This is a genomic window from Nocardioides flavus (ex Wang et al. 2016) (genome assembly GCF_014653115.1).
Taxonomy (GTDB): Bacteria; Actinomycetota; Actinomycetes; order Propionibacteriales; family Nocardioidaceae; genus Nocardioides; species Nocardioides flavus.
In genome coordinates this window covers 12,338-36,401 of the sequence record NZ_BNAD01000019.1, presented here as the reverse complement: position 1 = coordinate 36,401, position 24,064 = coordinate 12,338, and the positions used below count along the sequence as shown (strand labels likewise).

At 68.4% G+C, this 24,064-nt stretch carries 16 protein-coding genes; 4 read left to right on the top strand and 12 right to left on the bottom strand.

Translation table 11 applies throughout. From position 1 onward, the window contains the following. Positions 1-797: 797 nt before the first annotated feature. The 10 genes from IE200_RS19065 to IE200_RS19025 all read right to left on the bottom strand — a co-directional run bounded on the left by IE200_RS19065 (position 798) and on the right by IE200_RS19025 (position 14,507). Positions 798-1,907, bottom strand: coding sequence for an acetate/propionate family kinase (locus IE200_RS19065; protein WP_191281071.1), 1,110 nt, complete (start codon positions 1,905-1,907; stop codon positions 798-800). Continuing rightward, on the bottom strand, positions 1,904-2,749 hold the full coding sequence (locus tag IE200_RS19060) for a phosphoketolase family protein (RefSeq protein ID WP_191281070.1): 846 nt from the start codon (positions 2,747-2,749) through the stop codon (positions 1,904-1,906). The genes IE200_RS19065 and IE200_RS19060 overlap by 4 nt, the downstream gene beginning before the upstream one ends. A gap of 301 nt (positions 2,750-3,050) precedes the next feature. Beyond that, positions 3,051-5,207 (bottom strand): heavy metal translocating P-type ATPase, encoded by a 2,157-nt coding sequence (locus tag IE200_RS19055; RefSeq protein ID WP_229856829.1) that lies wholly within the window; start codon positions 5,205-5,207, stop codon positions 3,051-3,053. Next, complete coding sequence (locus IE200_RS20930; RefSeq protein ID WP_229856828.1) at positions 5,192-5,860, bottom strand: cupredoxin domain-containing protein; 669 nt, start codon at positions 5,858-5,860, stop codon at positions 5,192-5,194. Before IE200_RS20930 ends, IE200_RS19055 begins: the two co-directional genes overlap by 16 nt. A 161-nt stretch (positions 5,861-6,021) precedes the next feature. Further along, the gene (locus IE200_RS19050) at positions 6,022-9,222 is read right to left on the bottom strand and encodes a beta-phosphoglucomutase family hydrolase (protein ID WP_191281083.1); all 3,201 of its coding nucleotides are present in this window, start codon (positions 9,220-9,222) and stop codon (positions 6,022-6,024) included. A gap of 13 nt (positions 9,223-9,235) precedes the next feature. After that, positions 9,236-10,090, bottom strand: a complete 855-nt coding sequence (locus tag IE200_RS19045; RefSeq protein WP_229856826.1) for a DMT family transporter — start codon at positions 10,088-10,090, stop codon at positions 9,236-9,238. A gap of 72 nt (positions 10,091-10,162) precedes the next feature. Next, positions 10,163-12,613, bottom strand: coding sequence for a heavy metal translocating P-type ATPase (locus tag IE200_RS19040; RefSeq protein WP_191281068.1), 2,451 nt, complete (start codon positions 12,611-12,613; stop codon positions 10,163-10,165). A 72-nt stretch (positions 12,614-12,685) separates the two neighbouring features. Beyond that, positions 12,686-13,753: a type II glyceraldehyde-3-phosphate dehydrogenase gene (locus tag IE200_RS19035; protein WP_229856824.1), complete on the bottom strand. Its 1,068-nt coding sequence runs from the start codon at positions 13,751-13,753 to the stop codon at positions 12,686-12,688. 83 nt (positions 13,754-13,836) lie between these two features. After that, positions 13,837-14,118, bottom strand: a complete 282-nt coding sequence (locus IE200_RS19030) for a metal-sensitive transcriptional regulator (protein WP_191281067.1) — start codon at positions 14,116-14,118, stop codon at positions 13,837-13,839. A gap of 134 nt (positions 14,119-14,252) precedes the next feature. After that, a complete protein-coding gene (locus tag IE200_RS19025) occupies positions 14,253-14,507 on the bottom strand; it encodes a hypothetical protein (RefSeq protein WP_191281066.1) in 255 nt (84 codons plus the stop codon). 356 nt (positions 14,508-14,863) lie between these two features. On the opposite strand from IE200_RS19025, the gene IE200_RS21250 reads away from it, so the two are divergent. Beyond that, positions 14,864-15,577, top strand: a complete 714-nt coding sequence (locus IE200_RS21250) for an RNA polymerase sigma factor (RefSeq protein WP_191281065.1) — start codon at positions 14,864-14,866, stop codon at positions 15,575-15,577. A gap of 201 nt (positions 15,578-15,778) precedes the next feature. Here IE200_RS21250 and IE200_RS19015 read toward each other — a convergent pair whose 3' ends face one another. Together IE200_RS19015 and IE200_RS21075 are read right to left on the bottom strand one after the other, a co-directional pair. Beyond that, complete coding sequence (locus IE200_RS19015; RefSeq protein ID WP_268245566.1) at positions 15,779-17,926, bottom strand: phosphoketolase family protein; 2,148 nt, start codon at positions 17,924-17,926, stop codon at positions 15,779-15,781. Positions 17,927-17,954: 28 nt separating this feature from the next. Continuing rightward, positions 17,955-18,203, bottom strand: a complete 249-nt coding sequence (locus IE200_RS21075; protein ID WP_268245565.1) for a phosphoketolase family protein — start codon at positions 18,201-18,203, stop codon at positions 17,955-17,957. Between the two features lie 159 nt (positions 18,204-18,362). Between IE200_RS21075 and IE200_RS19010 the strand changes: the two genes are divergently transcribed. The 3 genes from IE200_RS19010 to IE200_RS19000 all read left to right on the top strand — a co-directional run bounded on the left by IE200_RS19010 (position 18,363) and on the right by IE200_RS19000 (position 23,906). After that, the gene (locus IE200_RS19010) at positions 18,363-19,262 is read left to right on the top strand and encodes an SGNH/GDSL hydrolase family protein (RefSeq protein WP_191281064.1); all 900 of its coding nucleotides are present in this window, start codon (positions 18,363-18,365) and stop codon (positions 19,260-19,262) included. A 155-nt stretch (positions 19,263-19,417) separates the two neighbouring features. Continuing rightward, complete coding sequence (locus tag IE200_RS19005; RefSeq protein ID WP_191281063.1) at positions 19,418-21,415, top strand: NUDIX domain-containing protein; 1,998 nt, start codon at positions 19,418-19,420, stop codon at positions 21,413-21,415. A gap of 811 nt (positions 21,416-22,226) precedes the next feature. Next, positions 22,227-23,906 carry a CHAP domain-containing protein gene (locus IE200_RS19000; protein WP_191281062.1) on the top strand — a complete coding sequence of 560 codons (1,680 nt, stop codon included), beginning with the start codon at positions 22,227-22,229 and terminating at the stop codon, positions 23,904-23,906. Positions 23,907-24,064 lie beyond the last annotated feature (158 nt).

Genomic DNA, 24,064 nt, shown 5'->3' with positions numbered 1-24,064 from the left:
GCGCGAGGTACGCGCAGACGGCGCCGATCCAGCCGATCGAGCACCTAGGTGCACCGCTAGCAGCAGTTGCCGGAAGAGCCGTGCGAGGGTCACTGCCACTCCTGCGACCCAGCCATCCCAGCGGGTGCGGAGTGTGAGGCACCATGGCGCCCGGGCCCGTGCTCCCCACCCACCCCGAGCATGGTCAGCACAGCAACGACGACCGCAGCGAGCAGTCCCAGGAGGAGGTACTTGACCCAGGGCGGCATCTTCGGAGGTACGTCGTCGTCGTGAACCGTCCTCCCGCTTGGCCGCTTGTCGTCATCAGCGGCCATCAAGAACTCGTCCCTTGTTCACTCGAGATGGGGTCTTGGTCACATCCACATAATGTCAGTTGTTGCGACGAGGCGTATGGCCGAGCGGGGTCGGGCTGACACGATTTCAGCCCGCGACACTCACCAAGCACGCAGCGGAGTCGTGGGCTTTGATGCGGAAACTGGCGCCGACCTGCACGAATGCTGGCGGGTGGCATTGCTCGGTCTTGCTCGCTGTCGGCCGCTCGCGCCCAAGGTGCGGAGTTGACGACTGAAGAGCGACCGCAGCTGGGTCACCGACCCAAGCCTGGGGACAAGCCAATCTGCGTGGTCACCATGGCCTGTCCTCGTGTCGACGTTCACGTGGACACATCGGCCCGTCGCGGGGCGGGATAATGGGGGTTCATCGTTCTCCGGTTCCATTTTCTCGACCCCGGCATAAAGGCTGCCGTCCAGAACCGCACGAATGAAGTTCGCGGCAACACGCTTGGTGCGGTGCTCGGCTCAGACGCCTGCACCCAGAACTTCACGCACAAGCCGGGCGATCTCTACGTCCTCGGCGGCGGTCACGACTACCGTTGAGGCTGTTGAAGTCTCACCCCCAATGATCGCGTCTGCCCGCGCTGCGTCGTTCGCACCGGCGTCGAGCACCACGCCGAGATGGCTGAGTCGCTCGGCAGCCGCGGCGCGGACCTGAGCGGAGTGCTCGCCCACACCGCCAGTGAAGACCAGGACGTCGAGCCCGCCGGCGCTCGCGGCCATCGCGCCGATCTCGCGCACCAGCGTGTGCACGTAGACGTCGAAGGCGAGGGCACAATCGGGATCGCCGCGAGCCCGGCCGCTGAGCACCTCACGCAGGTCGCCGGAGGTGCCGGACAGACCCCGCAGGCCCGACTCCTGCTCGAGCGCCGCGGTGAGCGTGTTCACGTCGAGGCTGCCACGCTCGAGGAGCCACGTCACCAAGCCGGGGTCGATCGAACCCGAACGGGTGGCCATCACCAAGCCGGCGAGCGGTGTGAAGCCCATCGTGGTGTCGACCGAGCGGCCGGCCCTCACCGCTGCCAGCGAGGCGCCGGCGCCCAGATGGCAGCTCACGATCCGCAGCTCGTCGAGGGGACGACCGACGAGGTTCGCGGCCCGACGGACCGCCCACGCGTGGGACAGCCCGTGGAAGCCGTAGCGTCGCAGATGCCACCGATGGTTCCACTCCCGGGGCAGAGCGTAGGTGCGCGCAGCGGGGCTTAGCGTGGCATGAAAGGCGGTGTCGAACGCGGCGACCTCTGGTACGTCGAGGAGCCGGGACACCTCGCGGATGCCGGCGACCGCTCGCGGCTGGTGAAGCGGGGCCAAGTCGGTGATCGAGGCCAGGTACTCAACCACTTCCGGATCGAGGACCACCGGCCCAGCGAACCGGGGACCACCGTGGACCACTCGATGGCCGACCGCGGAGATCTCCTCGCAACCCTCGAGGAAGTCGGCGATCGGCTCGACGTGGCCGGCGCCTTGCCAGCGTTCGACGGTCGTGCCTGCCACGCGATGATTGTGCCCGTCCAGCACGGTGAGCTTCAGGCTCGACGAGCCAGCGTTGACCACCAACACCCGGTCGGAGATCACCGTACCTCAACCCTCGAAAACTTCGGTCTCGGCCTCGGTGTCACCATGACCGGGTGCTCCTCTGATAGCCACTGCCACTCGCGCATCCTTGGCAGGTCCTCGCCTTGCTCGCGGACGTGGCGCTTGTGCTCCATCAGCTTGTGGGCGTGCGCAGAGACGACACTCAGCCGCGGGACGCTGTCGGTCACGCGCTCGGGGCGGTCGCCGTGCGGTGACCGCAGCACAATCGTCGCCCACCGGGCACGCGCGGACGCCAACTCCGTGATTTCGCCGGGGTGAGCTGCCGCCGGGACGTCACGGATCCCGCCCGGGCAGAGCTCGAGCGTCGCCGCTAACACCTGGTGCGCTTCGGCTGGGTTGTCGACGGACACAACGCGCGGGGTGTGCCAGCAGCCCCGCAGTAGCGCGTCGACGTCGTTGGGAAGTCGCTCAAGAATTGTGGGGTTGGCGATCTTGCAGCCGTTGAGGTGCAGCATCGGTAGCACCGCCTCCAAGCTGATGGGAGCACGGACCTCACTGTTGGGTGCCCTGCAACCCGGCGCACGCCACCTGGCCCGCATCGCCGTGTCCGGCCCGATGACCTGCACCACTTCCATGTCCCGAGCTATGTCCGCCACATTGAGGTGAGCGTAGACAGCGTTCGTGCCCGGCGTCGTGCCGCAGTGGTAGAGCAGTCGTCGCTTGCCGTGCAAGGCGACGATCGGCTCGCAACTCGTCTCCCAGGGGTAGATCTGTCCGACGCTGAGGTCGTCGGCTGCCCGCCACCACGTGTCGATATGGCGCAGCTCGTCGCCGTCGAGCGGTCCGGTCCCGGTTTCGATAGTGGCGGTGGTGTGCGCCATTCGGTGCTCCTCTCGCTCCCCGCGGCGTCGCGGACCGCGCCTCAGCGAGGCTAGTCGCTACCACTGTGCCGCCGACAGGCACCAAGTCACTCGAAGAGAGGCATTAGCCCGCGGCGCCCTCGGCCGGCCTCGTTCAGGCGAGGATGGGCGGCGACGGCAGTCGGGACTCGGCTCCGGATCGCATGCTTCGACCGCGAGCAGGAATGGAGCAGGTTCGGTGGGAGACCGTCGGCTGCTCAGAGAAGCGCTCCGTCGTGTTGCAGGCCCCACCCGGCCAAAGGTGGCGGGTCCGACTGCTTCCCTAGTTGGCGGCGGTGGCGTACGTGTCGGGCTCGGCGCGGAACTGGTCCGCGCAGTGGGTGGAGCAGAAGTAGAACGTGCGGCCGCCGTGCTCGGCGGACGCTGCCGCGGACGTCGGATCGATGCTCATCCCACAGACGGGGTCGGTGGCGCTCTCGGACATGGTGATCTCCTCTTCTCCGTCGCCTCCCACCTCCACCACCGGGTCGGTGGCTGGAATGTCGGCGACGTCGTGGACTGGTTGTGGGGTGAATCCGCGCAGCCGGTTGGCGTTGGCCACGACGGACAGCGAAGACAGCGCCATGGCCCCAGCCGCGATCATCGGGCTCAGTGTCCAGCCGAAGGTCGGGTACAGAGCCCCCGCGGCGATCGGGATCCCCAAGCCGTTGTAGAGGAATGCGAACACCAGGTTCTGCCGGATGTTGCGCATGGTGGCGCGCGAGAGGTCCACTGCCGTGACGAGCCCAGACAGGGCCCCGGAGATCAAGGTGATGTCGGAGGACTCGATCGCCACGTCGGTACCGGTGCCGATGGCGGAGCCGACGTCTGCCTGCGCCAGTGCCGGGGCGTCGTTGATCCCGTCGCCGACCATGCCGACGATGCGGCCTTCTCCTTGGAGGCGCTTGACCTCCCGAGCCTTGTGCTCGGGCATGACCTCGGCCACCACCCGGTTGATTCCCACCTGACGGGCGATCGCGGCGGCTGTCGCGCGGTTGTCGCCGGTCATCATGACGACCTCGATGCCGCGCTGCACGAGCGCCGCCACCGCCGCTGCTGAGCCGTCCTTGAGCGTGTCCGCGACCCCAATTACACCCGCCGCTTCACCATCCACGGCCGCCAACATCGGGGTCTTGCCGTCGGCGGCGAGGAGCTGGACGTCGCGCTGGAGGGCTTGGATGTCGATGCCGGCCCCCGCGAGCAGGCGGTGGTTGCCGACCAGCACCTCGCGGCCCTCGACGAGCGCGCGCACGCCTTGCCCTGTCACCGAGTCGAAAGCTATGACTTCGGGAAGGTCCAAGTCCCGGGCGTGGGCGCCCGCGACGATGGCTGCGGCCAGTGGGTGCTCTGAGGAGCGCTCAACTGCAGCGACGAGAGCGAGGAGCTGGTCCTCCGTGCACCCACCTGTGGGGCGAACGTCGGTCAGCGCGGGCGTGCCCTTGGTGATCGTTCCGGTCTTGTCGAGCACGACCGTGTCGAGCTTGTGGGCGGTTTCCAAGGCCTCCGCGGATCGGATCAGGATCCCTGCGGTGGCCCCCTTGCCAGTGCCCACGGTGATCGACAGCGGTGTGGCCAGTCCGAGTGCGCACGGGCAGGCGATGATCAGGACGGAGACGGCGGCGACGAGGGCGAAGACGAAGGCGGGCGGCGGCCCAACGAGCGCCCAGATGACGAAGGTCCAGATCGCGATGCCGATGACGGCAGGGACGAAGTAGCTGGACACCCTGTCCACCAGACGCTGGATGGGCGCCTTGGACCCCTGGGCCTGGCGCACCAGGTTGATGATCTGAGCCAGCATGGTGTCGGCCCCGACCTTGGTGGCGTTGTACCGGAAGGTTCCGGTCTGATTGATCGTGGCCCCGATGACGGCGTCGCCGGGCTTCTTGGTGACCGGGATCGGTTCTCCGGTGACCATCGACTCGTCGACCGACGAGCTGCCCTCGAGGACCTCCCCGTCCACGGGCAGCTTCTCGCCCGGTCGAACCACCACGACGTCGGCGAGCCTGACGTCGTCGATGGCCACCTCCAGCTCCACGCCATCTCGGACGATCCGCGCGGTCCGCGGTTGCAGGCCGATCAGGGTCCTGATCGCCTCGCCGGTGCCGGCCTTGGCCTTGGTCTCCAGGAGCCTGCCGAGCAGGATCAGGGTGATGATCACCCCGACGGCCTCGTAGTAGACCTCGCGGACGTCCAGAGGCAGGACGCCGGGGACGAACGTCACCACCAGGCTGTAGCCGAAGGCCGCGATGGTGCCCAACGTGATCAGGGAATTCATGTCGGCGCTGCGGTGCGCCAGTGCCAGCCAGCCTGTCTTGTGGATCGGCCAGCCGGTGTAACCCATCACCGGGCTGATGAGCGCCAGCTGGAGCCACGGGTTCATCAGCAGGTCCGGCACCCAGGTGACGTCGAAGAACTCGGTGAGCATTACCGCCAGGAGCACTGGAACAGTGAGAACCGCACCGAAGACCACCCGGCGCGCCGCAGATCCGTGATCTCGGCTGCGCGCTCCCGCTCCTCAGCGTCCCCCTCCGACTCCGGCTGCGTCGACGACCCATGCATGGAGCCGACCGACCCGTCACCAGCTCGCGGAACTCCGGTCGCCGAAGTTGCCGGACCAACGGTGCTGACGGCTGGCTCGACACTATCGGCCGTTGGATCCGACCGGACCAGGACAGCCGTGACGCCCAAGGGGTCGGCGCTAGGAGAGGTGGCGCTCGACGCTGCCGCGACGCGGAGGCGGCCGTGCAGCATGTTCATACCGCAGGCGAACTCGAATTCACCAGGTTCGGTCGGCGTGAACTCCACTGCAGTGGTGGCGTAGGCGGGCAAGGTCTGGTTGATCTTGAAGTCCGCAAACACCACGCGGGAGGAGCAGTCGCCGCTCTCCTGCCGGTCGAAGAGTAGCCGCACCGGCGTTCCGGCCTGCACCTCGACCAAGCTGGGGCTGTAGCCGCCCTTCACGGTGACGGTGGCGACTTGTACGCCATCGCTGAGGTCTGCCCGTCGGCTGCTCTTCGGGCCGAAGAAGTACCAGCCGAGAAGGGCAGTCAACGCAGCCGCTGCCCCCACGACGAGCCAATCTTGCACGCTCATGACTTGTTCACACCTCCCGGCTGCCGCGGCAACCGCTCTCATACCCCGTGCGGGTAACTGGTATCCACTCAACAAGCGAGAGGTATAACCCCACTGGACGTTGGGTGAAGATCCCGTGAAGGTCGGCACGATCAGGTCGTGTTCGGACCCGACCATCGTGATCAGCGCATCCGGCCCGGCCGCGCACCTGTTCGCGGCGTCCACCGAAGCACCACGCGCTCCCCTGGGGCCACGGCCAGGTTCTCACCTCCAACCCGGATCCGGACCTCCGTTCTGGTGGCGCAGAGCTGGGCGTGCACCTCCAGCACGTCTGGGGTGACCACCACCCGCAGTCGTTGGCCCCGGTGCACGATGGTGAACCGAGCCGACCGCAATCCTTCTGGCAGGCGCGGCTCGAACACCACCACATCGTCCTCGCTGCGGATCCCGGCGAAGGCGCGGGTGATGATGTCGATGGTCCCGGCCATCGCCCCCAGGTGGATGCCTTCGCGGGTGGTTCCGCCCTGAGTGTCGTCCAGATCGGCGGCCAGCGCCTCCCGGAAGGTGCGCCACCCGCGCGCAGGGTCCATACGCGCGAGCACCGAGGCGTGCACGACGCGGCTCAGCGTCGAGCCGTGCGCGGTCCGTCCCAAGTAGTACTCCACGGTGTCCTCGACGAGGCCTGGGCGGTCGGGGTAGCCGAGGCGGCGCAGCATCTCGGCGAGCCCGTCGGGGCCGAAGAGGTAGACCAGCATGAGGACGTCAGCCTGCTTGGCGAGCTTGTACCGGTTGGTGGTGTCACCCTCAGCCTCCAGGATCAGGTCGAGCCGCCCGACGTTGCCGTAGGTGACCCGGTAGCGGTCCCAGTCCAGCTCCGCCAACGACTCGTAGCCGGCGAACTGGCTGATCACCCCGTCGTGGAAGGGCACCGCGAGGCGGCGGCTCAGGTGCTCCCAGCGGGCCGGCTCGTCGGGCCCGATGCTGAGGCGCGAGTGCAGTGCGTCGCAGTCGTGTCCGACTGCCAGGCCCAGAACGTCCACGGCACGTTGGCAGACCCAGGCGGTGAGGACGTTCGTGTAGGCGTTGTCCCGCAGCCCCTCGCCGGGGGCGCCGGGGTAGCCGTCGTGGTACTCGTCGGGCCCCATCACCCCGACGATGTGGAACCGGTCCTCGTCAACATCGTAGGTGGCCAGGCTGGTGAACAGGCGGGCCACCTCGATGATCAGGTCGGCGCCACGGTGGGACAGCCAGTCGACGTCGCCGGTGGCCTGGTAGTACTGCCAGGCGTTGTAGGCGACCGCGAGCCCGACGTGGCGTTGACGTCGGGAGTTGTCGGCCATCCACCGACCCGAAAGCAGGTTGAACAGCTGGTCGGGCGTCTCCTCGCGGCCGTCACTGCCGCTCTGCCACGGGAACATTGCGCCGGCCAGACCTGCGGCGGTGGCAGCGCGGCGGGCTGCGTCGAGACGGAGGTGCCGGTAGTCGAGCAGCGCGCGGGTCACCGAGGGCAGGTGCGAGCTGAGCACCGGCAGCACGAACAGCTCGTCCCAGAACACGTGCCCCCGGTAGCCCTCCCCGTGCAGGCCTCGGGCCGGCACTCCGGCATCCAGGCCGGCTGTGTGCGGGGAGAGCGACTGCAGCAGGTGGAACAGGTGCAGGTTGAGCGTCAGCTGGGTCTGCCGGTCAGCATCCAGCTCGATGGCGAACCGGTCCCACAGCCGTTGCCATGCCGCCTCATGGGCGGGCAGCAGGTCACCGAGTCCGTTCGGTGCCCAGGCCAGCTCCGCGAGCGCCGCGAGCCGCGGCGAGGCGCTCGCCCGGTCGCGAGAAGTGAACACCGCGACGGTCTTGTCCACCGTCACCGGTACCCCGTCTCTCAACGTCAGCTCGAAGCCGTGCCCCGCCCGCGACTCGTTCGTGGTGGTTGAGCCGACGGCACCGGTACGGGTCACTCCCGTCGTGGTCACGGTGGTGCGGGCTGCGGTGGCGATGCCGATCCGGCTCTGGATCGTCTCGACCTCCACCAGCAGGGTGCCCGGATCGACCTCCTCGTCGGAGACCGTGCGCAGGTGCTGATCGGCCAGAGGCCGGTACTCCGCTACGTTGCCGTTGCGTACCCCGCCGTCGATGCCACAGACGATGCTCACCGTGCCGCTCCAACCGTCGGCGACCAGGGTGGTCTCCAGGGCGGCCAGGTGGGGCCGGGCCATTGAGACCAACCGCCGCTGGGTCAACCGCAGTCGCCGACCGGCAGGGTCGGTGAGCACCGCGTGCCGGGTCAGCACCGCCCTTCGCAGGTCGAGCTCCCGGCGCTCGTCCGACACCGACAGGCCGCCCTGCGACCACCACGATCCTTCACCGGGACGAATGTCCAGGCACAGCCAGTTCGGGGCGTTGACCAGGTGCTCGTCCTCCACCTCCCGGCCGTGCACGGTGGAGGTGAGCCGGTTGTAGACCCCGGCCAGGTAGGTACCGGGGTAGTGCACGCCGTCCGCGGACCGCTCCGGGGCCGCACCCCGGGTTCCCATGTAGCCGTTGCCGAGTGTGGTCAGCGCTTCTCGGTGCCCCTCATGAGCCGGGTCGAACCCCTGGTAGACCAGCAGCCACGGGTCGACCCGTAGCGCGCCGAGGTCCAGCTGGGAGACGTCCTCCACCACCAGGTCCGCACCGGCGGCTTCCAGCGCCTCCCGGTGCCCGGACCGGTCCACACCCACCACCAGCCCGAAACCGCCGAGGCGGGCCGCCTGCACCCCCGCCACGGCATCCTCGACCACCGCGGCCCTGTCTGGAGCCACGCCCAGGCGGCGCGCGGCCTCCAAGAAAGTGGCCGGGTCCGGTTTGCCCGGCAGCCCGGCCTCGATGGCCACCTCGCCGTCCACCACGACATCGAAGACCCCACCGAGGTCGGCCGCAGCGAGCAACGCCTCCGCGTTGCGGCTCGCGGTGACCAGGGCGACCGGCACACCCCCGGCCCGCAGCCGCTCCAGCAGCTCCACAGTGCCGGCGAACACCCTCACCCCGTGTTCGGCGAGGAGCTCGCGGTAGATCTCGTTCTTCGACGCGGCAAGCCCGTGCACGGTCCAGCCACCGGGCGGGTCCAGCGGTGACCCGGTCGGGATGTCGATACCGCGGGCGGCCAGGAAGGCCGCGACCCCGTCCTTCCGCGACCGTCCGTCCACGTAGCGGCGATAGTCGGCGTCGGCGTCGAAGGGCCGCGGCGTACCTCCGGCGCCTGCCTGCGCCCGGTCGTCGTTCAGCACCGCGTCGAACAGCCTCTTCCACGCCTGCGCGTGGACCGAAGCGGTGTCGGTGACCACCCCGTCCATGTCGAAGATCACCGCATCCTGGGGCGGCACGGCACCGGTGGGCGTCAGGTCCTTCATCACTTCTCCATCCTCACAGCGCCTCGTCGGCGTCGGCGGAACCGGCCGATTGCGGCCGCAGGATGATCCAGAGCGCGACCAGCACCGTGAACAGCCCGATCGCGGTCCAGCCGTCCGGCCTCTCCCCCAGCACCAGCGCGGCGAGGGCGATGCCGAACACGGGGGTCAGGAAGGTCCAGGCGCTCAGCTGGTCCAGCCTGGAACGCTGGACCTCGGTGAACCACACCACGAACGCGGCGGCTGTGCCGATCAGGGACAGGAATCCGAGCACCGCGACGAACCGCGGCGTCCACGCGATCAGCGGTGCACCCTCCACCGCGGCCGCGAGCGCCGCGCCGGCCACTCCCCCGATCACGAAGTGCCAACCGGTCGTCACGATCACGTCCAGCCCACCCAGTCGGCGGGACAGCAGCGTTCCGGCTGTGATCGCCGTCGCCGCAGTCAGTGACAACACCGCCCCTTCCCCACCCCCGCCGGGCACCGCGACCAGCACCAGGCCGGCGAACCCGAACACCATCGCCATCACGGTCCGCCGCGACAGCGCCTCCCCGTACAGCCACCACGCCGGGAGAAGGATGAGCAACGGCTGGGCGTTCGCCAGCACCGCGGCGGTGCCCGTGGCCAGTCCTGCGACACCGGCGAACATCGCGGCGAAGGCGATCGTGACGTTGACCAGGCCCAGCAGCGTGATCTGTCCCCAGACCCGGAGCCCCGGCGGCGCTGGGCGCCGCTGGGCGCCGGCGAGCAGCAACAGTGCCACGCCCGCCACGAGTCCGCGGAGTGCGGCGAACCAGAGCACCGGTGCGTCCCGCAGCCCCCACTCGATGGCCAGGAAGCAGGCGCCCCATGCCGCGGTGACGAACAGCATCCGTCCCGGGCGGGGCCGCCCCGCACTGGGTAGCAAGGCGGGAAGATCCGTGGCACTCGAGGATGACATGCGTCAGGACGTGCCAGCCGGTGCCGGCACCCGCCGGCCCGGGGCGCCGGTCGCCGCGGCCGGCGGCGCCGAAGGCAGGTGAAGCCGCTTGAGATGCAGGGCGTTGACCGCGACGATGAACGAGGACCCCGACATCGACAGGGCCGCGAGCTCGGGGCTCAACGAGATCCCGAGGGAGGGCTCGAAGACTCCGGCCGCGATCGGCAGCGCGATCACGTTGTAGCCGATCGCCCAACCCAGATTCTGTCGCATCTTGCGAAGCGTGCCCTTGCCGATCCGCAGCGCGATCGGCACGTCGAGGGGATCCGAGCGCATCAACACCACGTCCGCGGTCTCGATCGCCACGTCCGTGCCCGCACCGATCGCGATCCCGATGTCTGCGGTGGCCAACGCCGGCGCGTCGTTGACGCCGTCGCCCACCATGGCCACCTTCTTGCCGGCCCTCTGGAGTTCGGCGACCTTGTCCGCCTTGTCCCCGGGCAGCACGTCGGCGATCACGGTGTCGATGCCGAGCTGGCCGGCGATCCGCTTGGCGGTGGCCTCGTTGTCGCCAGTGAGCATCACCACCTCAATGCCGGCCTCGTGCAGCGCCGCCACCGCCGGCGCTGCAGTGTCCCGGACGGCATCGGCCAGGGCGATCACCGCGGCCGCGGTGCCGTCCACCGCCACCATCACCGCGGTCCGGCCGGTCGCCGCCAGCTCGTCACGGCGGGCCACCAGTGCGGCTATGTCGATGCCCTCGTCGACCATCAGCTTGCGGTTGCCCACCAGCACCCGGCGGCCCGCCACCTGCGCGCCGGCGCCGTGTCCGGGCACGTTGCGGAAACCAGCAACCTCCAGGCGCGGGACCTGTCGGGCCTCGGCGTACCTGACCACCGCAGCCGCCAGCGGGTGCTCCGACTCGCGCTCCACCGCGGCCGTCAGCGCGAGGACGTCGTCCTCGCTCAGCCCGTGGACCACCACGTCGGTGACCTCCGGCTCGCCCTTGGTCAGGGTGCCGGTCTTGTCCATCACGACGGTGTCGATCCGGGCCGAGGTCTCCAGGGCGGTCGCATTCTTGAAGAGAACACCGCGCTTGGCACCCAGCCCGGTGCCGACCATGATCGCGGTCGGGGTGGCCAGCCCGAGGGCGTCCGGGCAGGTGATCACCACCACGGTGATGGCATACAACACTGCGGTCGGCACGCTGGCCCCTGCCAGCCACCACACCAGAAACGTGCCGGTGCCGCCGATGAGGGCCACGAACACCAACCAGAACGCGGCCTTGTCGGCGAGCCGTTGGCCCGGCGCCTTGGAGTTCTGTGCCTCTTGGACCATGGCGACGATCTGGGCCAGCGCGGTGTCCGAACCGACCTTCGTCGCCCGGGCCCGCAGCGTGCCGGTGGTGTTGATCGACGCGCCGATGATCTCGTCGCCCGGCGCCTTGCTCACCGGCAGGCTCTCACCGGTGACCATCGACTCATCGACCTCGGACTCGCCGTCCTCGACGACGGCGTCCACGGGGATCTTCGAACCCGGCCTCACCAGTAGCAGGTCGCCGACGACGACCTCGGCGGTGGGCACCTCCACCTCGGTCCCGTCGCGGAGCACCACCGCCATGGGCGGTGCCAGCTCCAACAGGGTGCGCACTGCCTCGTTCGCCCCGCCGCGGGCCCGCATCTCGAACCAGTGGCCGAGCAGCACGAAGCTGGTCAGGACCGTGGCTGCCTCGTAGAAGACCTCCCCACCGCCGGTCAACGTGACCGCGAGGCTGTACAACCAGCCGGTGCCGACCGCGACGGCGACCAGCACCATCATGTCCAGCGTCTTGGCCCGCAGGGCCCGGTAGGCGCCGTCGAAGAAGATCCACGCCGAGTAGAGGATCACCGGCAACGACAAGATCAGCGTGAACACGTCGTCGCGCAGCCCGAACGGTGCCGACGCGGTGAATCCGAGGAGGTCCCGGCCGATCGGTGACCACATGGTGATCGGGATCGACAGCAGCGCAGCCAAGGCGAAACGGTTGCGCATGTCCCTGGTCATGTCCTCCATCGACATGGCGCCGTGGTGCCCGCCGTGGCCCATGACCTCCTGCGCCGACCGTCCCTCGTGACCTTCATGCCCTGGCTGGTCACCGGTCTGCGGTTCGTCCACCAGCTGCGTCTCGTGGCCGGCGGGGTGGTGCTTGCGGGTCGGGTGGTGCGTGGAGTGGCTCCCGTCCGGTTCGTCCATGGGGTCGCACACGTGCTCCGGCACCGCACGGCCCGCGCAGTGGTAGCCGCAGTCGCGGACCCAGCCCGTGAGCTCGGCGAGCGAGGTTCGGGTCGGGTCGTAGGTGATGGTCGCGGTCTGACTGACCGCGTTCGCCTCCACTCCAAGCACGCCGGGGCGGCGCGCGAGCGCCTTCTCGACCACCGATTGTGAGGTGGCCCAGTGCAGTCCGCCCACTTCGAGGACGGTGGTCTGGCTGTTCATGTCGTCTCCTTCTGCGGCTCAGCCGCTGTGCCTGTCCCGGGGCGACCGATGGTCGCGCCGCCGTGCTGGTGATCAGCCGTCGGTGAGTGCCCGCACCGGCTGCGGGAGGAACTCTCTGCGCATGCCCAGGGCCTGGTCGGTCATCGCGATCGACGTCGCTCCGTCGGGCACGCTGCCGGTCAAGGCTCGGATCGCGTCGATCGTCTCTGGGATCACGATTGCCTCGTTGTAGACCTGGTAGGTCAAGAACGCCTCGTCATCCTGCACCGCCAGCACGTCCTCCCAGATCGCGACCTCCCACATGTCGCCGCGGGGACGGCCGAGGTCCCGCATGAGCTCGACGGTGGTGTTCAACCCGGTCAGTCCGTCCGCCATCTTGATGAAGGCGATCCGCGGGGCGGCTCGCAACGCCTCCAGCACCTCTTCCCGACTGGCGCGACGCGTCAGCTGCAGGGTCCAGTAGTGGTTGTGGGTCTGGGTATGCGCCGCCTTTGCGGCCATGGTCACCACGTCCAGGTCTGGTCGTACCGTAAGTGCGTCCGGGCCTTGGTGGGAAGGAATGGACGCCTCAGGCACGACGGTGTTCATCACCCCGCCCAGGTGGGACTCCCCCGGGTCGGTGGCACGCCGGATCAGCACGCCCCGGGCGCGTGCCAGCAGGCTGGCGTCCTGCAACGCGCCCAGCACCCGGACCACACTGGTGGTGTTGCACGACACGACCCGGGTCATGTCCCGCCCGACCGCGGTGGCGTAGTTGGCCTGCGCAACGAAGGAGTGCCCAGTGGTGGCATGAGCCTCACCACCCTGGAACACCGCCTTCACCCCAGCCGCCCGGTAGGCAGGCACGTTGGCCGTCGCGATCTTCTTCGGGGTGGTGTCCACCACCACATCGACCGTGGCAAGCAGGTCCTCCAGGCTCCCCGCCACCGGCACGCCGGCGGCACGCATCGCGGCGTCGGCCTGACCGGTCGAGGCGAAGACCGCGATGTTCTGCCCGACCGCGGCGCGAATGCGCCAGTCCCCGACTACATCGGCGACGCCGACCAGCTCCATGTCCGGCATGGTGCAGACCGCGTCCACGACCCGTTTGCCGATCACCCCGTAGCCGTTGACCGCCACGCGAATCACGTCCTGAGTCACGAGAGCTCTCCTTCGTTCTGATCGGTTGGTGTGCGTGGGCTGTTGGGCTTGGTGGAGCGGATCGTGCTCACGCCGGCGGTCCGCTAACTGCGAACGAGCCGGCCGATCGCTGCCGAGGCCTCCTTGAGCTTGTCGTCGCGCTCCGGGCCGCCTGCCCGTGCCGCGTCGATCAGGCAATGCTGCATGTGGTCCTCCAACAGCTGCAGGGCCACACACTGCAGGGCACGAGACGCCGCCGACACCTGGGTGAGGATGTCGATGCAGTACTTGTCCTCATCCACCATCCGCGAGATGCCCCGCACCTGACCCTCGATGCGGCTCAGCCGATTGATCAGCTCTCGCTGCACGCTGCTGCCGCTCGCCATGGCGGTTCTCCTCCCATCGGTGGGGGCAACCCGCATCCCGTCGGATACGTGGACCGTACCGGGGTGTGGTATGCCTTGGTGTCTTTCAGGTAACCGCGGCCCGATGAGGGTTCTGCATGGCGCCGGTGAAGGTTCTATGAAGTTCCGTCGGTACTGTCCGTGAGGCCCGCCGGACGGTCCGGGTCAGCCCGCCGAGCTGACTGATCTCGTGCCTGGTCCAGTCCGGCCATCTGGTCCAGCCAGCTGCTGATCAGCGCCACGGAGAGATCGATGTTGCCGACGTGGCAGTGGGCCTGGGCGTTGTCGGCTCGGGTGAGGACATGACCGGTCACTGACCGGGCACCGGTCAGGGTGGCGAACTGCTGATGGAACTGGGTCAGGGGGGACATAGTGGTCCTCCGCCGCTGCCAACAGGAGGCAGTCGGCGGCTACGCGGGGAGAGTACGACGCGGTCTGGAAGCGTGTCGCCATCTTCAGGAACGCCGCTGGGTGAGTTTGTCAACCGCAACTGGCCCCGGTGTGACGGTCTGACTTGGCACCAGGGAGTTATCCCAAGGCCCCTTCAGTTGCGGCATTCCTGTGGGGTGGACCAGTGGCGCCGCCATGGAGGCCAGATTCGTCCAGCTCAAGATTAGAGGTGGGCCCCGCTACCGATGCGAGCATGAGCGCCTGCTTGACTGCCTGATCGCTTCAAGATCTGCGGCCGGTTTCTGGAACCCTTGCCGAGGCGCGGACACTAACTGATGTGACCGAGCGACAGATCGACGGGTGCGAACTGTGGTCCGGCGTGCGTGCTGGCGACGCGATTGCTTTCGAGACGCTCTACGCCGAGCTGTCTGATCCCGTGTTCGGGTTCTGTTTGAGACGCACCGGCGAGTGGGAAACGGCGCAAGACTGCACCTCGCTGGTGTTTCTTGAGGCTTGGCGGCTGCGCGCGACGCTGCGCGCCGAGTCCGCGGGTCTTGCATGGGTGTTCGGCGTTGCGCACAACGTTGTTCGCAACACGACTAGGGCCAAGCGACGCCACCGCAGCCTGTTGCAACGTCTCCCGCTCGGCGTGCTCACTGACGATGTTGAGGGCGACGTGGCGGCAAGGGTCGATGCGAAGGCCGAGGCTGCCCGTGTGCTGGTTCCAGGAACCGGTAGGCCGGCAACCACCCATCACCGTAGGGGATGCGGTCGCGGTCCCCGGCCGCCATCGACCGGCTGCGTAGGACCAGGTCGACGAACCGCGCCCTCAACGGCAGCTTGTCAGGATCGTCACCACGAACGAAGAACTCGGCCGCCCGCACGTGAATGCGGCCCGGAGCAGGTCACCCTCGCCGTATGCAGTGTGGGCCAGCTCCAGGGACAGGCGCCGATTCGTCTCGTAGTCCGTGAGCTGCGGAGCGATCCTGCGGATGTCGCCCAGCGCGCGTCCCCCGGGTCCAAGCAATCCACCGGTCGAGCTGGAAGTTGATCGAAGGGTCCGGGTGAAGCCGGTGGGTGCCCGTCGCCAGCTCACTGGGAGGGCGCGGTGAGATGGGCACGGAAATATCTCCTCAGGTCAACCATCGGGGTGCTTTGGTCCTCAGCATGGCGCAACCCACCGTGTCCGCAGCAGAGTCGGACGACCCCAACCACGCACGATGCGCGCACTTGGACGCTTCCGGCGCGCGCCTCAGCCTTGGTCTGCCCAGTCGCCCAGGACCCACTCGCGGATGTCGGGCATGTCCTCGAGGTGCTCTATGACGTAGGTCTCGTGCTCTGCCAGTCTCTGCTGGCACCATGCCTTGAGGTCGCTGGCTCCCGGAGGTGTGCGTCGGGCGTTGTTGAGGGCGTCCATCACGAGGTGGTAGCGCGATGCCCTGTTGCGCACGACCATGTCGAAGGGTGTCGTGGTGGTGCCCTCCTCGATGAAGCCGCGGACGCGGAACCGGTCGGCATCCGGACGGCCGTGGACGAGCTGGTGCACGGCCCCGGGGTATCCGTGGAAGGCGAAGACCACGTCCACGTGGTCGGTGAACAGCTCCTTGAAACGGGTCTCGTCCATCCCGTGTGGGTGGTCCTTTCGACGTGTCAGCGTCATGAGGTCGACCACGTTGACGACGCGGGTGCGGAAGTGCGGGAGGTGTTCTCGCAAGATCGCGGCGGCGGCGACGGTCTCCATGGTGACGACGTCGCCCGCGCAGGCCAGGACGATGTCGGGGTCGGCGCTCCCGTCGTCGGTGCCCGCCCACGACCAGACGCCGGCACCGCGGGCACAGTGGTCGATGGCCTGCTCGATCGGCAGCCATTGCAGCTGCGGTTGTTTGTCGATCACGACTAGGTTCAGGTACGAGCGGGACCGCAGGCAGTGGTCGGCCACGGACAGCAGACAGTTGGCGTCGGGTGGGAAGTAGACACGCCCCACGGTGCCGCGTTGGGTGATGACGTTCTGGATCAGTCCCGGGCCCTGGTGGCTGAAGCCGTTGTGGTCGTTGCGCCAGGCCGTGGAGGTCAGCAGGATGTTGAGGCTGGGTACCTTGGCACGCCACGGTATCTTCTCGGCCTCTTCCAGCCACTTGGCGTGCTGAACTGTCTGTGAGGCGCTGACCATGGCGAAGGCTTCGTAGGTGGCGAACCAGCCATGCCGCCCGGTCAGCGTGTACCCCTCGAGCCAGCCGTGGCAGTTGTGCTCCGAGAGCACTTCCATGACGCGTCCGTTGCGAGAGATGCCGACATCGTCGGGATCGGTTCGCTCGGCGAAGCCGCGGTCGGAGGCCTCGAAGACCGCACCGAGCCGGTTGCTGTTGGTCTCGTCCGGGCAGAACAGGCGGAACCGGTCGGGATTGTCCCGGTACAGGTCGCGCATCAGCTCGCCGAGCTTCCTGGTGGACTCGGCACGGCCAGCACCCGGGTGCGAGACGGCAATGGCGTAGTCGCGGAAATCGGGGACGTCGAGGTCCCGGGTCAACAGTCCCCCGTTGGCGTGGAGGTTTGCGCTCATCCGCAGCGCACCGTCGGGGTTGGCGCTCCGGACGATTGCGGTCGGGGCGCCGTCGTCGTCGAACAGCTCCTCGGGGCGGTAGGACCGCAGCCAGGTCTCGAGCACCCGCAGATGCTCCTCGTTCCCCTTCACACCCGACAACGGAACCTGGTGAGAACGCCAGGTCCCGGTCACCCGTACGCCGTCGACGCTCTCGGGGCCGGTCCATCCCTTCGGGGTCCGCAGAATGATCAGTGGCCACCGCGGCCGGGATCCGTCCCACTCCCCGCCGCGCGCCGCTGCCTGGATCGCGCGGATCTTGCCCCAGGCATGGGCGAGGGCCGCGGCGAATCGGTGGTGCATCCCCGGCAGGTCATCACCCTCGACCTCGATCACCTCGTACCCGTGCCCGGTGAGCAACGCGCGGACCTCGCCCGGGTCCTTGCGCGCCAGCACCGTCGGTCCGGAGATCTTCGCGCCGTTGAGGTGCAGGATCGGGAGTACGGCGCCGTCGCGCTCGGGGTTGAGGAACGAGATGCCCTTCCACGACCCCTCGAGAGGAGCGGTCTCCGCCTCACCGTCACCGACCACAGCCAGAGCGATGAGGTCCGGGTTGTCCATCACCGCGCCGAAGGCGTGGACGAGCACGTAACCGAGCTCTCCGCCCTCGTGGATCGAACCTGGCGTCGTCACCGACACGTGGCTGGGGATCCCACCCGGGGCCGAGAACTGCCGGAACAGCTGACGTAGGCCCCGTTCGTCCTGACCGACACGGGGATACACCTCGGAGTAGGTGCCCTCGAGGTACCCGGCTGCGACCAGCGCGGGGCCTCCGTGTCCGGGCCCGGCAAGGTAGACCATCTCCTGGCCCGTGTGCTGGATCAGACGGCTAGCGTGGGGTGTAGATGAACGACAGACCGGGGCTGGTGCCCCAATGGCCCAGCAAGCGGGGCTTGATGTGGTCAGAGGTCAGCGGTTCTCGCAGCAGCGGATTGTCCAGGAGGTAGATCTGTCCGATGGTCAGGTAGTTGTTGGCACGCCACCAGGCGTCCATCGACGCCACCTCACTGGGGACGGGACGGGCCAGCCGCTCCACCAGGTCAGCTGCAGGTCGCGCGCGGTCGAGGTCGGATGTCATCGACGCTCACCTTCTCGATCGATAGATTTCCCGGATCCGCTTCGACCCTAGACCCTGATCCGTGGGCCTGCTGGCGCCCAGGACGGCGGACCAACGATCTTCATGTGAACTTGACCTGAGCACACCAGAACCGCCATCTGCCAGCGCGACCGTGGACACATGAGCGACCAGCACCTCCATGCGTGCGCACCCCATGAACACAGCGGTGCACGCCGGCCCGGTCCTCGTCCGGTGCTCGTCAGCAATTTCGTGCTCTCCCTCGCAGGCATGGCCGCGGCAGCGGCTGCGGTGAGTGCGCTGCAGCTGCACGAGGCGCGCCGGCGCTACGGGAGTCAAGCAAGCTATCCGGGGACCATCGACCTCACTGTTGCGCCGCCAGACCCCACCCTGGCCGACGGCAAGCCCCTCGAGCTGCTGGCACTCGGCGACTCGGGCATGGCCGGGGTCGGAGTCACACAGCCAGCCGCAGCCTTGCCGGCCCAGATCGCGCAACGGGTGGCGGCGCGCACGGGTCGACCCGTGCACGTGGTCAGCCACGCTCAACCCGGCGCGCGCACCTACGACGTGCTCACCAAGCAGCTGACGCCGGGACTCGGACTGCCCGATGTAGTCGTCCTCCTTGTCGGCGCGAACGATGTGACGCACCTGACGCGGACCCGTCAGCTCGCCGAGGACACGGCCAATCTGCTGGCACGACTGCACCAGCTCGGCGCGCCGGTGGTGATGAGCAGCTTGCCGGAGTTCGGAGCCATGCGATCAGTGCCGGCTGTTCTGCGGGCGGTCCTGCGGCTCCGAGCTGGCGTGGTCCGGAGAGTTCACGTGCGTGCGGTCCTCGACGCGGGAAGTGGTGTTGACCTTGTGGACGTGAGGGGGCTGGTGGGCCGCGAGTTCCTGACCAATTCCGAGCTGATGAGCCGCGACCGCTTTCACCCGTCCGGGGCCGGTTACTCCCGGATCGCTGACGTGCTGGCACCAGCGGTCCTCGCCGCTGTCACGCGACGCACCGAATCTCCCACCATCAGGAATATGGGTCTGGTCAGCATCGGAGGCGTGGCGTGAACGCAGGCGCGACACTGGGGCGGACGTCGAACCAGGAGGGAAACAAGGAGGGACAAGTCGGGGGCGACCTCCTTGGATTACCGGACGCGTCATGTGCACCTGAAGGTGAGGGGTGTGCGCCATGCGTGGCTCAGCTGGCGGTACCGGCCGACCGGATGGCTGCGATGCTGGCCGCGGTCGCACACGAAACCGAGCCGGTCGTCACCCTGACCCATCTTCTGCACCTGTGTCGCGACGAGCACCGGGTCCTGTGGGAGCGATCGGGTGATCCCCACAGCGCGGGCGTGGTTATGGCGCTGGTGAGCAAGGTGGCCGACAAGCTGCCGCCGCCAGGGACGGCCACCGTTCTTGAGCCGTCGGTCCGGGAAGCGCTGGTCGCTGCGCTGGAGCAGGCCGACGGCATCCCGCCGGTCCTCATCGCGCGAGCCCTCGCCGGGCTCATCGACGAACGCTACGGCCACACCTTCGCCCCCTGGTTTCGTCGCCGCAGCCCGTACCAACCCGCCGTCGGGGACCCGGTGCCACTCGACACCCCCGACCTGCGTCAGGTGACGGCGATGCGCTCCACCTCACCGCCCTGGCGGCTGGCCCACCGACTCGATGAGACCCGCCATGTCCGTCTCGCGGGTGAATGGGTCGTCCAGTTCCGGGTGGTATTCGACTACAGCCTGTTCGACATCCTGTCCGGGGCCGTCAATGCGGACACCGTGATCGCCACCTGCCACCCCAACCGCGACCTCAGGGAGTTCAACCTGACCGGTGGCACCTCGGATCGCACCTTCCCGGTTCGCCCGCGCGAGGCGGGTCGGCAACGCACCGAGATCGACCACCTGATCGAGCAGGCGACGGGCGCCGGGGCCTCGATCGTGGTGCTTCCTGAGCTGAGCGTCACCGAGGTGCTGGCCGAGGGACTGCACGAGTGGGTACGACGACCCGACGGTCCCCGGGTCCTGGTCGCCGGCAGCTACCACCAACAGACTCCTGTCGACGACGCGTCCAGCCGGCGGCGCAACACCGCGATCGCGTGGGTCCGCGGCCACGACTACCCGCTGACCCACGACAAGTACTCGCCGGCCGATCGGCCAGTGGTCGAGGACATCCAACCCGACGGCTGGCCCGAGCTGCGCGTCTACGTCACCGCCGACGGCTGGCACCTGACCCTCGCGATCTGCCGCGACCTGCTCAACCCTCAGGCAGTCAACGCGCTCTCCGAAGCAGGCGCGAATCTTGTTCTCGTCCCCGCCATGAGTGAGACCCTGATGCCCTTCGGCGGCCCGGTCGCCCACCTGGTCGGGACCCGCCAGGCACTGGTCGCCGTCGCGAACAACCCCGGCGAATGGGCCGACGAGGCTCATGGCGTTTCCGGACGACCGGCGCGGGCGCTGTTCGGGCATCCCGGGCTGGGCCAGCAGAGCCGACTGGTGCAAACCCCCGACCCCGGCCCCGGCGTTGCACTTCTGACAGTGCGTTCCGCGGCGATCACGTGGCTACCCCGGACTCGTCCCACACGAATGCCGCCGGCCGCAGCTCCGCGTAGCAGTTCACCCACACCGGGCTCGCGACCCCCTTGGCTGGCCGCACTCGAGCGACGGACCCACATCCCGGGCGCACATCCCTCTGGATCCGGAGAGACCGTCCAACTCCGGCCCGCCGCGGTCCTTGTCCTGCTCACCGGCGGACCCAGCGGACCGGGTGTGCTTCTCCCCGAGCGCGCAGCCGACCTGACCGACTACCCCAGCCAGCTCGTGTTTCCGGGCGGCGCAGTGGACGCCTGTGACAGCGGCCCGGTGGCTGCCGCCCTCCGCGAGGCCCACGAAGAGATCGGCCTCGACCCCCACAGCGTGGAGCTGATCGGACTCATGGAGCCCATGGCGCTGCCCCGCAGCGGCTTCCTCGTGTATCCCGTCCTGGCCTGGTCCACCGATCCCGTCCTGACCGGCTCGGTCAACCACGCCGAAGTAACCGCGCTCCACCACGTTCCGTTACTGAACTTCGCCGACTGGGGCGCCCTCGGCGACGTCTCGCGCTTCCACGGCTCGACACCCGCGGTCGATGGCGCAGAGCCGGCCTCGCTCGGCCGGATGACGGCGGCCGTGATGGACCAGCTGCGCGGCATCCTCTCTCACACGAAATCGACGGGTGGGAGGTCGTGACGACATCGTGGCGGTCAAGCACGTCGCCGATCAGCACCGCGCTAACTCCGATCGTGCAGTGGAGGCGACTCCAAGAGATCGCCACCGTGCTGTGGTCCTCCGGGTTCGGCCGGTGGGTCGACGCCCCGGGACTGCCTGGCTGCGTGTCGCTTCGGTGCCGCCTGATCTGCACCCTGGGAGTGCACGACTGTCCCCACCACGTCGCGATAGATCAACCACTCCCCGGAACGGCTCGTCGCGTCGGGCGCAGGTCAGATCACCGCGACGACGAGTCGTCCGTCCGGTGCTCGTGAGGTTGCCCGGGCGTCTGATCGGCCGGGGCCTGGTCGTGGTCACCCGAGTGCTGGTGACCCCCGCAACCGCCGTGGCCGGTGTGACCGGACTGTCCGCCGCCTCCGCCGTGGCCACCGTGGCCCAGATGCATGAACAGCATGCCTCCGATGAGCAGGATCCAGAGCCAGTTGTTGCTGAGGAACTCCAACATCGTCTTCCCTCCTGAATGTGGGGCATCTGGCGTGCCGCCTGTGCTCCCTCACGTTCAACACTGCGACGCCTCGGTGGAGAGCTGATGCGGTCCCGGTCAACGTTCCATGAAGGTTCGGACGACAGACCGCGGGCGGGAGAGTGTCGACTGGCAACGTCCCCCGTCGCTGCGATGGGCACGCCCCAGGGACCAGTCCGAGGGGGGCACAAGCGCGGCCACACGCCTGCTTATCCGATCCACAGGCGGGGTAACGCCAATCGAATTACACAATTGTTCTTCTACCATCAGCGTGGCGCGCTTGACAGGAGCCTTCTACTATCTTCCATCGTGGAACAACAGCACCAGTGGTCACTCCTGTCACACACGCCGCCAGTCCGCCCGATGACGCTGCGGAGCGCCCTATGGCGCGCCAGCCGAACGGCACGCTTGCTCACCGTGCTGGTTGCTCTGTTCGGGCTGGCGATGCCGAACTCCGCCGGCGCGTTTCGACTGACTACCTCTACATACTTGTGCACCGGCTACGCGAGTTGCCAAGCCGCTGGCTACGGGAATGGCGGATACCGGTCGGCTGCATCCACGTCTTACTGGCGGATGTTCACGGGGTACAACTGCACCAATTACGTGGCGTACCGGCTCATCCGGAACGGCATGCCCGATACCCGCCCTTGGGAGGGCAGCGGCAACGCCTCGAACTGGGGAGTCGAGATGGCGTCGATCACCGACCAGACCCCCCGCGTCGGTGCTGCGGCTTGGTACAAGCCCCACGTCACTCCCGCAGGTTCGGCCGGACACGTCGCGTACGTGGAAGAGGTGGTCTCTGACACCGAGATCATTGTTTCGGAGGCCTATTGGGGCGGGGACTTCCACTGGCGCCGGATAACCAAGACCGGGGGCGGCTGGCCGAGCGGCTTCATCCACTTCAATGATGCTGCGATCGAGCCCACGACACCTCCCGTTATCTCCGGCACTCCCGCGGTGGGCTCCGCGCTGGAGGTCGGAGTAGGGGCGTGGACTCCCACCCCCACGAGCGTGACCGTCCGCTGGCTGGCCGACGGTGTCGCCATCCCCGGTGCCACTACCGCTGGTTACGTGCCCACCCCCGAGGTCAAGGGCAAGACCCTCACCGCGGAGGTCACGGCTGAGCGAGACAACTACACCCCCGGCCGGGCGGCTCTCGCCACCGCACCGGTGGCGCCCGGAACCCTCCAAGCCACCGCGCCGCCGACCATCCAAGGCACCCCGGAGGTCGGCCAGACCCTGACGCTCAGCGACGCCACGTGGTCGCCGCAACCCTCGAGGACGACCACGCAGTGGTACGCCGACGGCGTACCGATCGACGGAGCGACAGGCACGACCCTCGTGCTCGGCCGAGACCACATCGGCAGGCGCATCAGTGCACGCATCACCGGCAGCGCGAAGGCCTACCGCAAGCTCACAGCATCAGCGCCGGACACCGAACCCGTCCTCGCCAAGGCCATCAGGGTCACACGATCCTTCGCGATCCAGGGCCGACCCCGCCTGGCAAGCGTCCTCGTTGCCAAGGCGGGCGACGTCCGGCCGAGCAACGCCTCGGCGGCCTACACGTGGTTGCGTGACGGCAAGCCCATCGCCAAGGCGACCAACCAAGCCTACACCGTCCGGCGGAAGGACATCGGCCGCAGCCTGTCTGTCCAGGTCACGCTGACCCACACCAACTTCCGCGACGTCACCGAGACCGTTCCGGTGGCGGGCCCGGTCACCAGTGTCGCGACCATGAGAGTCCGCACCGAAGCCGCCCGGGGGCGCGTTGCGGTGGAGGTCAGGGTGAAGGCACCCGGAGTGCCCGCCCCGACGGGCGGCATCACCGTCACGGTCGGCAACCGAACCGTTGAGGGCCAGCTCATCGACGGGCTCGCACGACTGGTCGTCCGGAATCTCAGGCCCGGCACCGAGCCGTTGATCGTGCGCTACGCGGGCACCGACCTGGTCCCGCCCTCCGCCTCGCGCTCACGCGTTGAAATCCGGTGACACGACCGCCTCTCATCGTTTCACCATCGGACTCGAACACTGCGCGCACGCACGCGCAGGCCATCAGCCGGGTCGAACGGGTGCGCGAGCCGTTCCCTGGAGAACCGCCGAGTCCGAGGGTGCATAGATTGAGACTATGATGCATAGTAGTCACCGGG

What these genes read in the sequence shown, in the direction of transcription:
- IE200_RS19060 (WP_191281070.1), bottom strand. Translation starts at nt 2,749, where the DNA reads ATGGCGCACACCACCGCCACTATCGAAACCGGGACCGGACCGCTCGAC.
- IE200_RS19050 (WP_191281083.1), bottom strand. Translation starts at nt 9,222, where the DNA reads ATGAAGGACCTGACGCCCACCGGTGCCGTGCCGCCCCAGGATGCGGTG.
- IE200_RS21075 (WP_268245565.1), bottom strand. Translation starts at nt 18,203, where the DNA reads ATGACATCCGACCTCGACCGCGCGCGACCTGCAGCTGACCTGGTGGAG.
- IE200_RS19030 (WP_191281067.1), bottom strand. Translation starts at nt 14,118, where the DNA reads ATGGCGAGCGGCAGCAGCGTGCAGCGAGAGCTGATCAATCGGCTGAGC.
- IE200_RS19005 (WP_191281063.1), top strand. Translation starts at nt 19,418, where the DNA reads ATGGCTGCGATGCTGGCCGCGGTCGCACACGAAACCGAGCCGGTCGTC.
- IE200_RS19015 (WP_268245566.1), bottom strand. Translation starts at nt 17,926, where the DNA reads ATGGTCTACCTTGCCGGGCCCGGACACGGAGGCCCCGCGCTGGTCGCA.
- IE200_RS19040 (WP_191281068.1), bottom strand. Translation starts at nt 12,613, where the DNA reads ATGAACAGCCAGACCACCGTCCTCGAAGTGGGCGGACTGCACTGGGCC.
- IE200_RS19010 (WP_191281064.1), top strand. Translation starts at nt 18,363, where the DNA reads ATGAGCGACCAGCACCTCCATGCGTGCGCACCCCATGAACACAGCGGT.
- IE200_RS19045 (WP_229856826.1), bottom strand. Translation starts at nt 10,090, where the DNA reads ATGCTGTTCGTCACCGCGGCATGGGGCGCCTGCTTCCTGGCCATCGAG.
- IE200_RS20930 (WP_229856828.1), bottom strand. Translation starts at nt 5,860, where the DNA reads ATGAGCGTGCAAGATTGGCTCGTCGTGGGGGCAGCGGCTGCGTTGACT.
- IE200_RS19025 (WP_191281066.1), bottom strand. Translation starts at nt 14,507, where the DNA reads ATGTCCCCCCTGACCCAGTTCCATCAGCAGTTCGCCACCCTGACCGGT.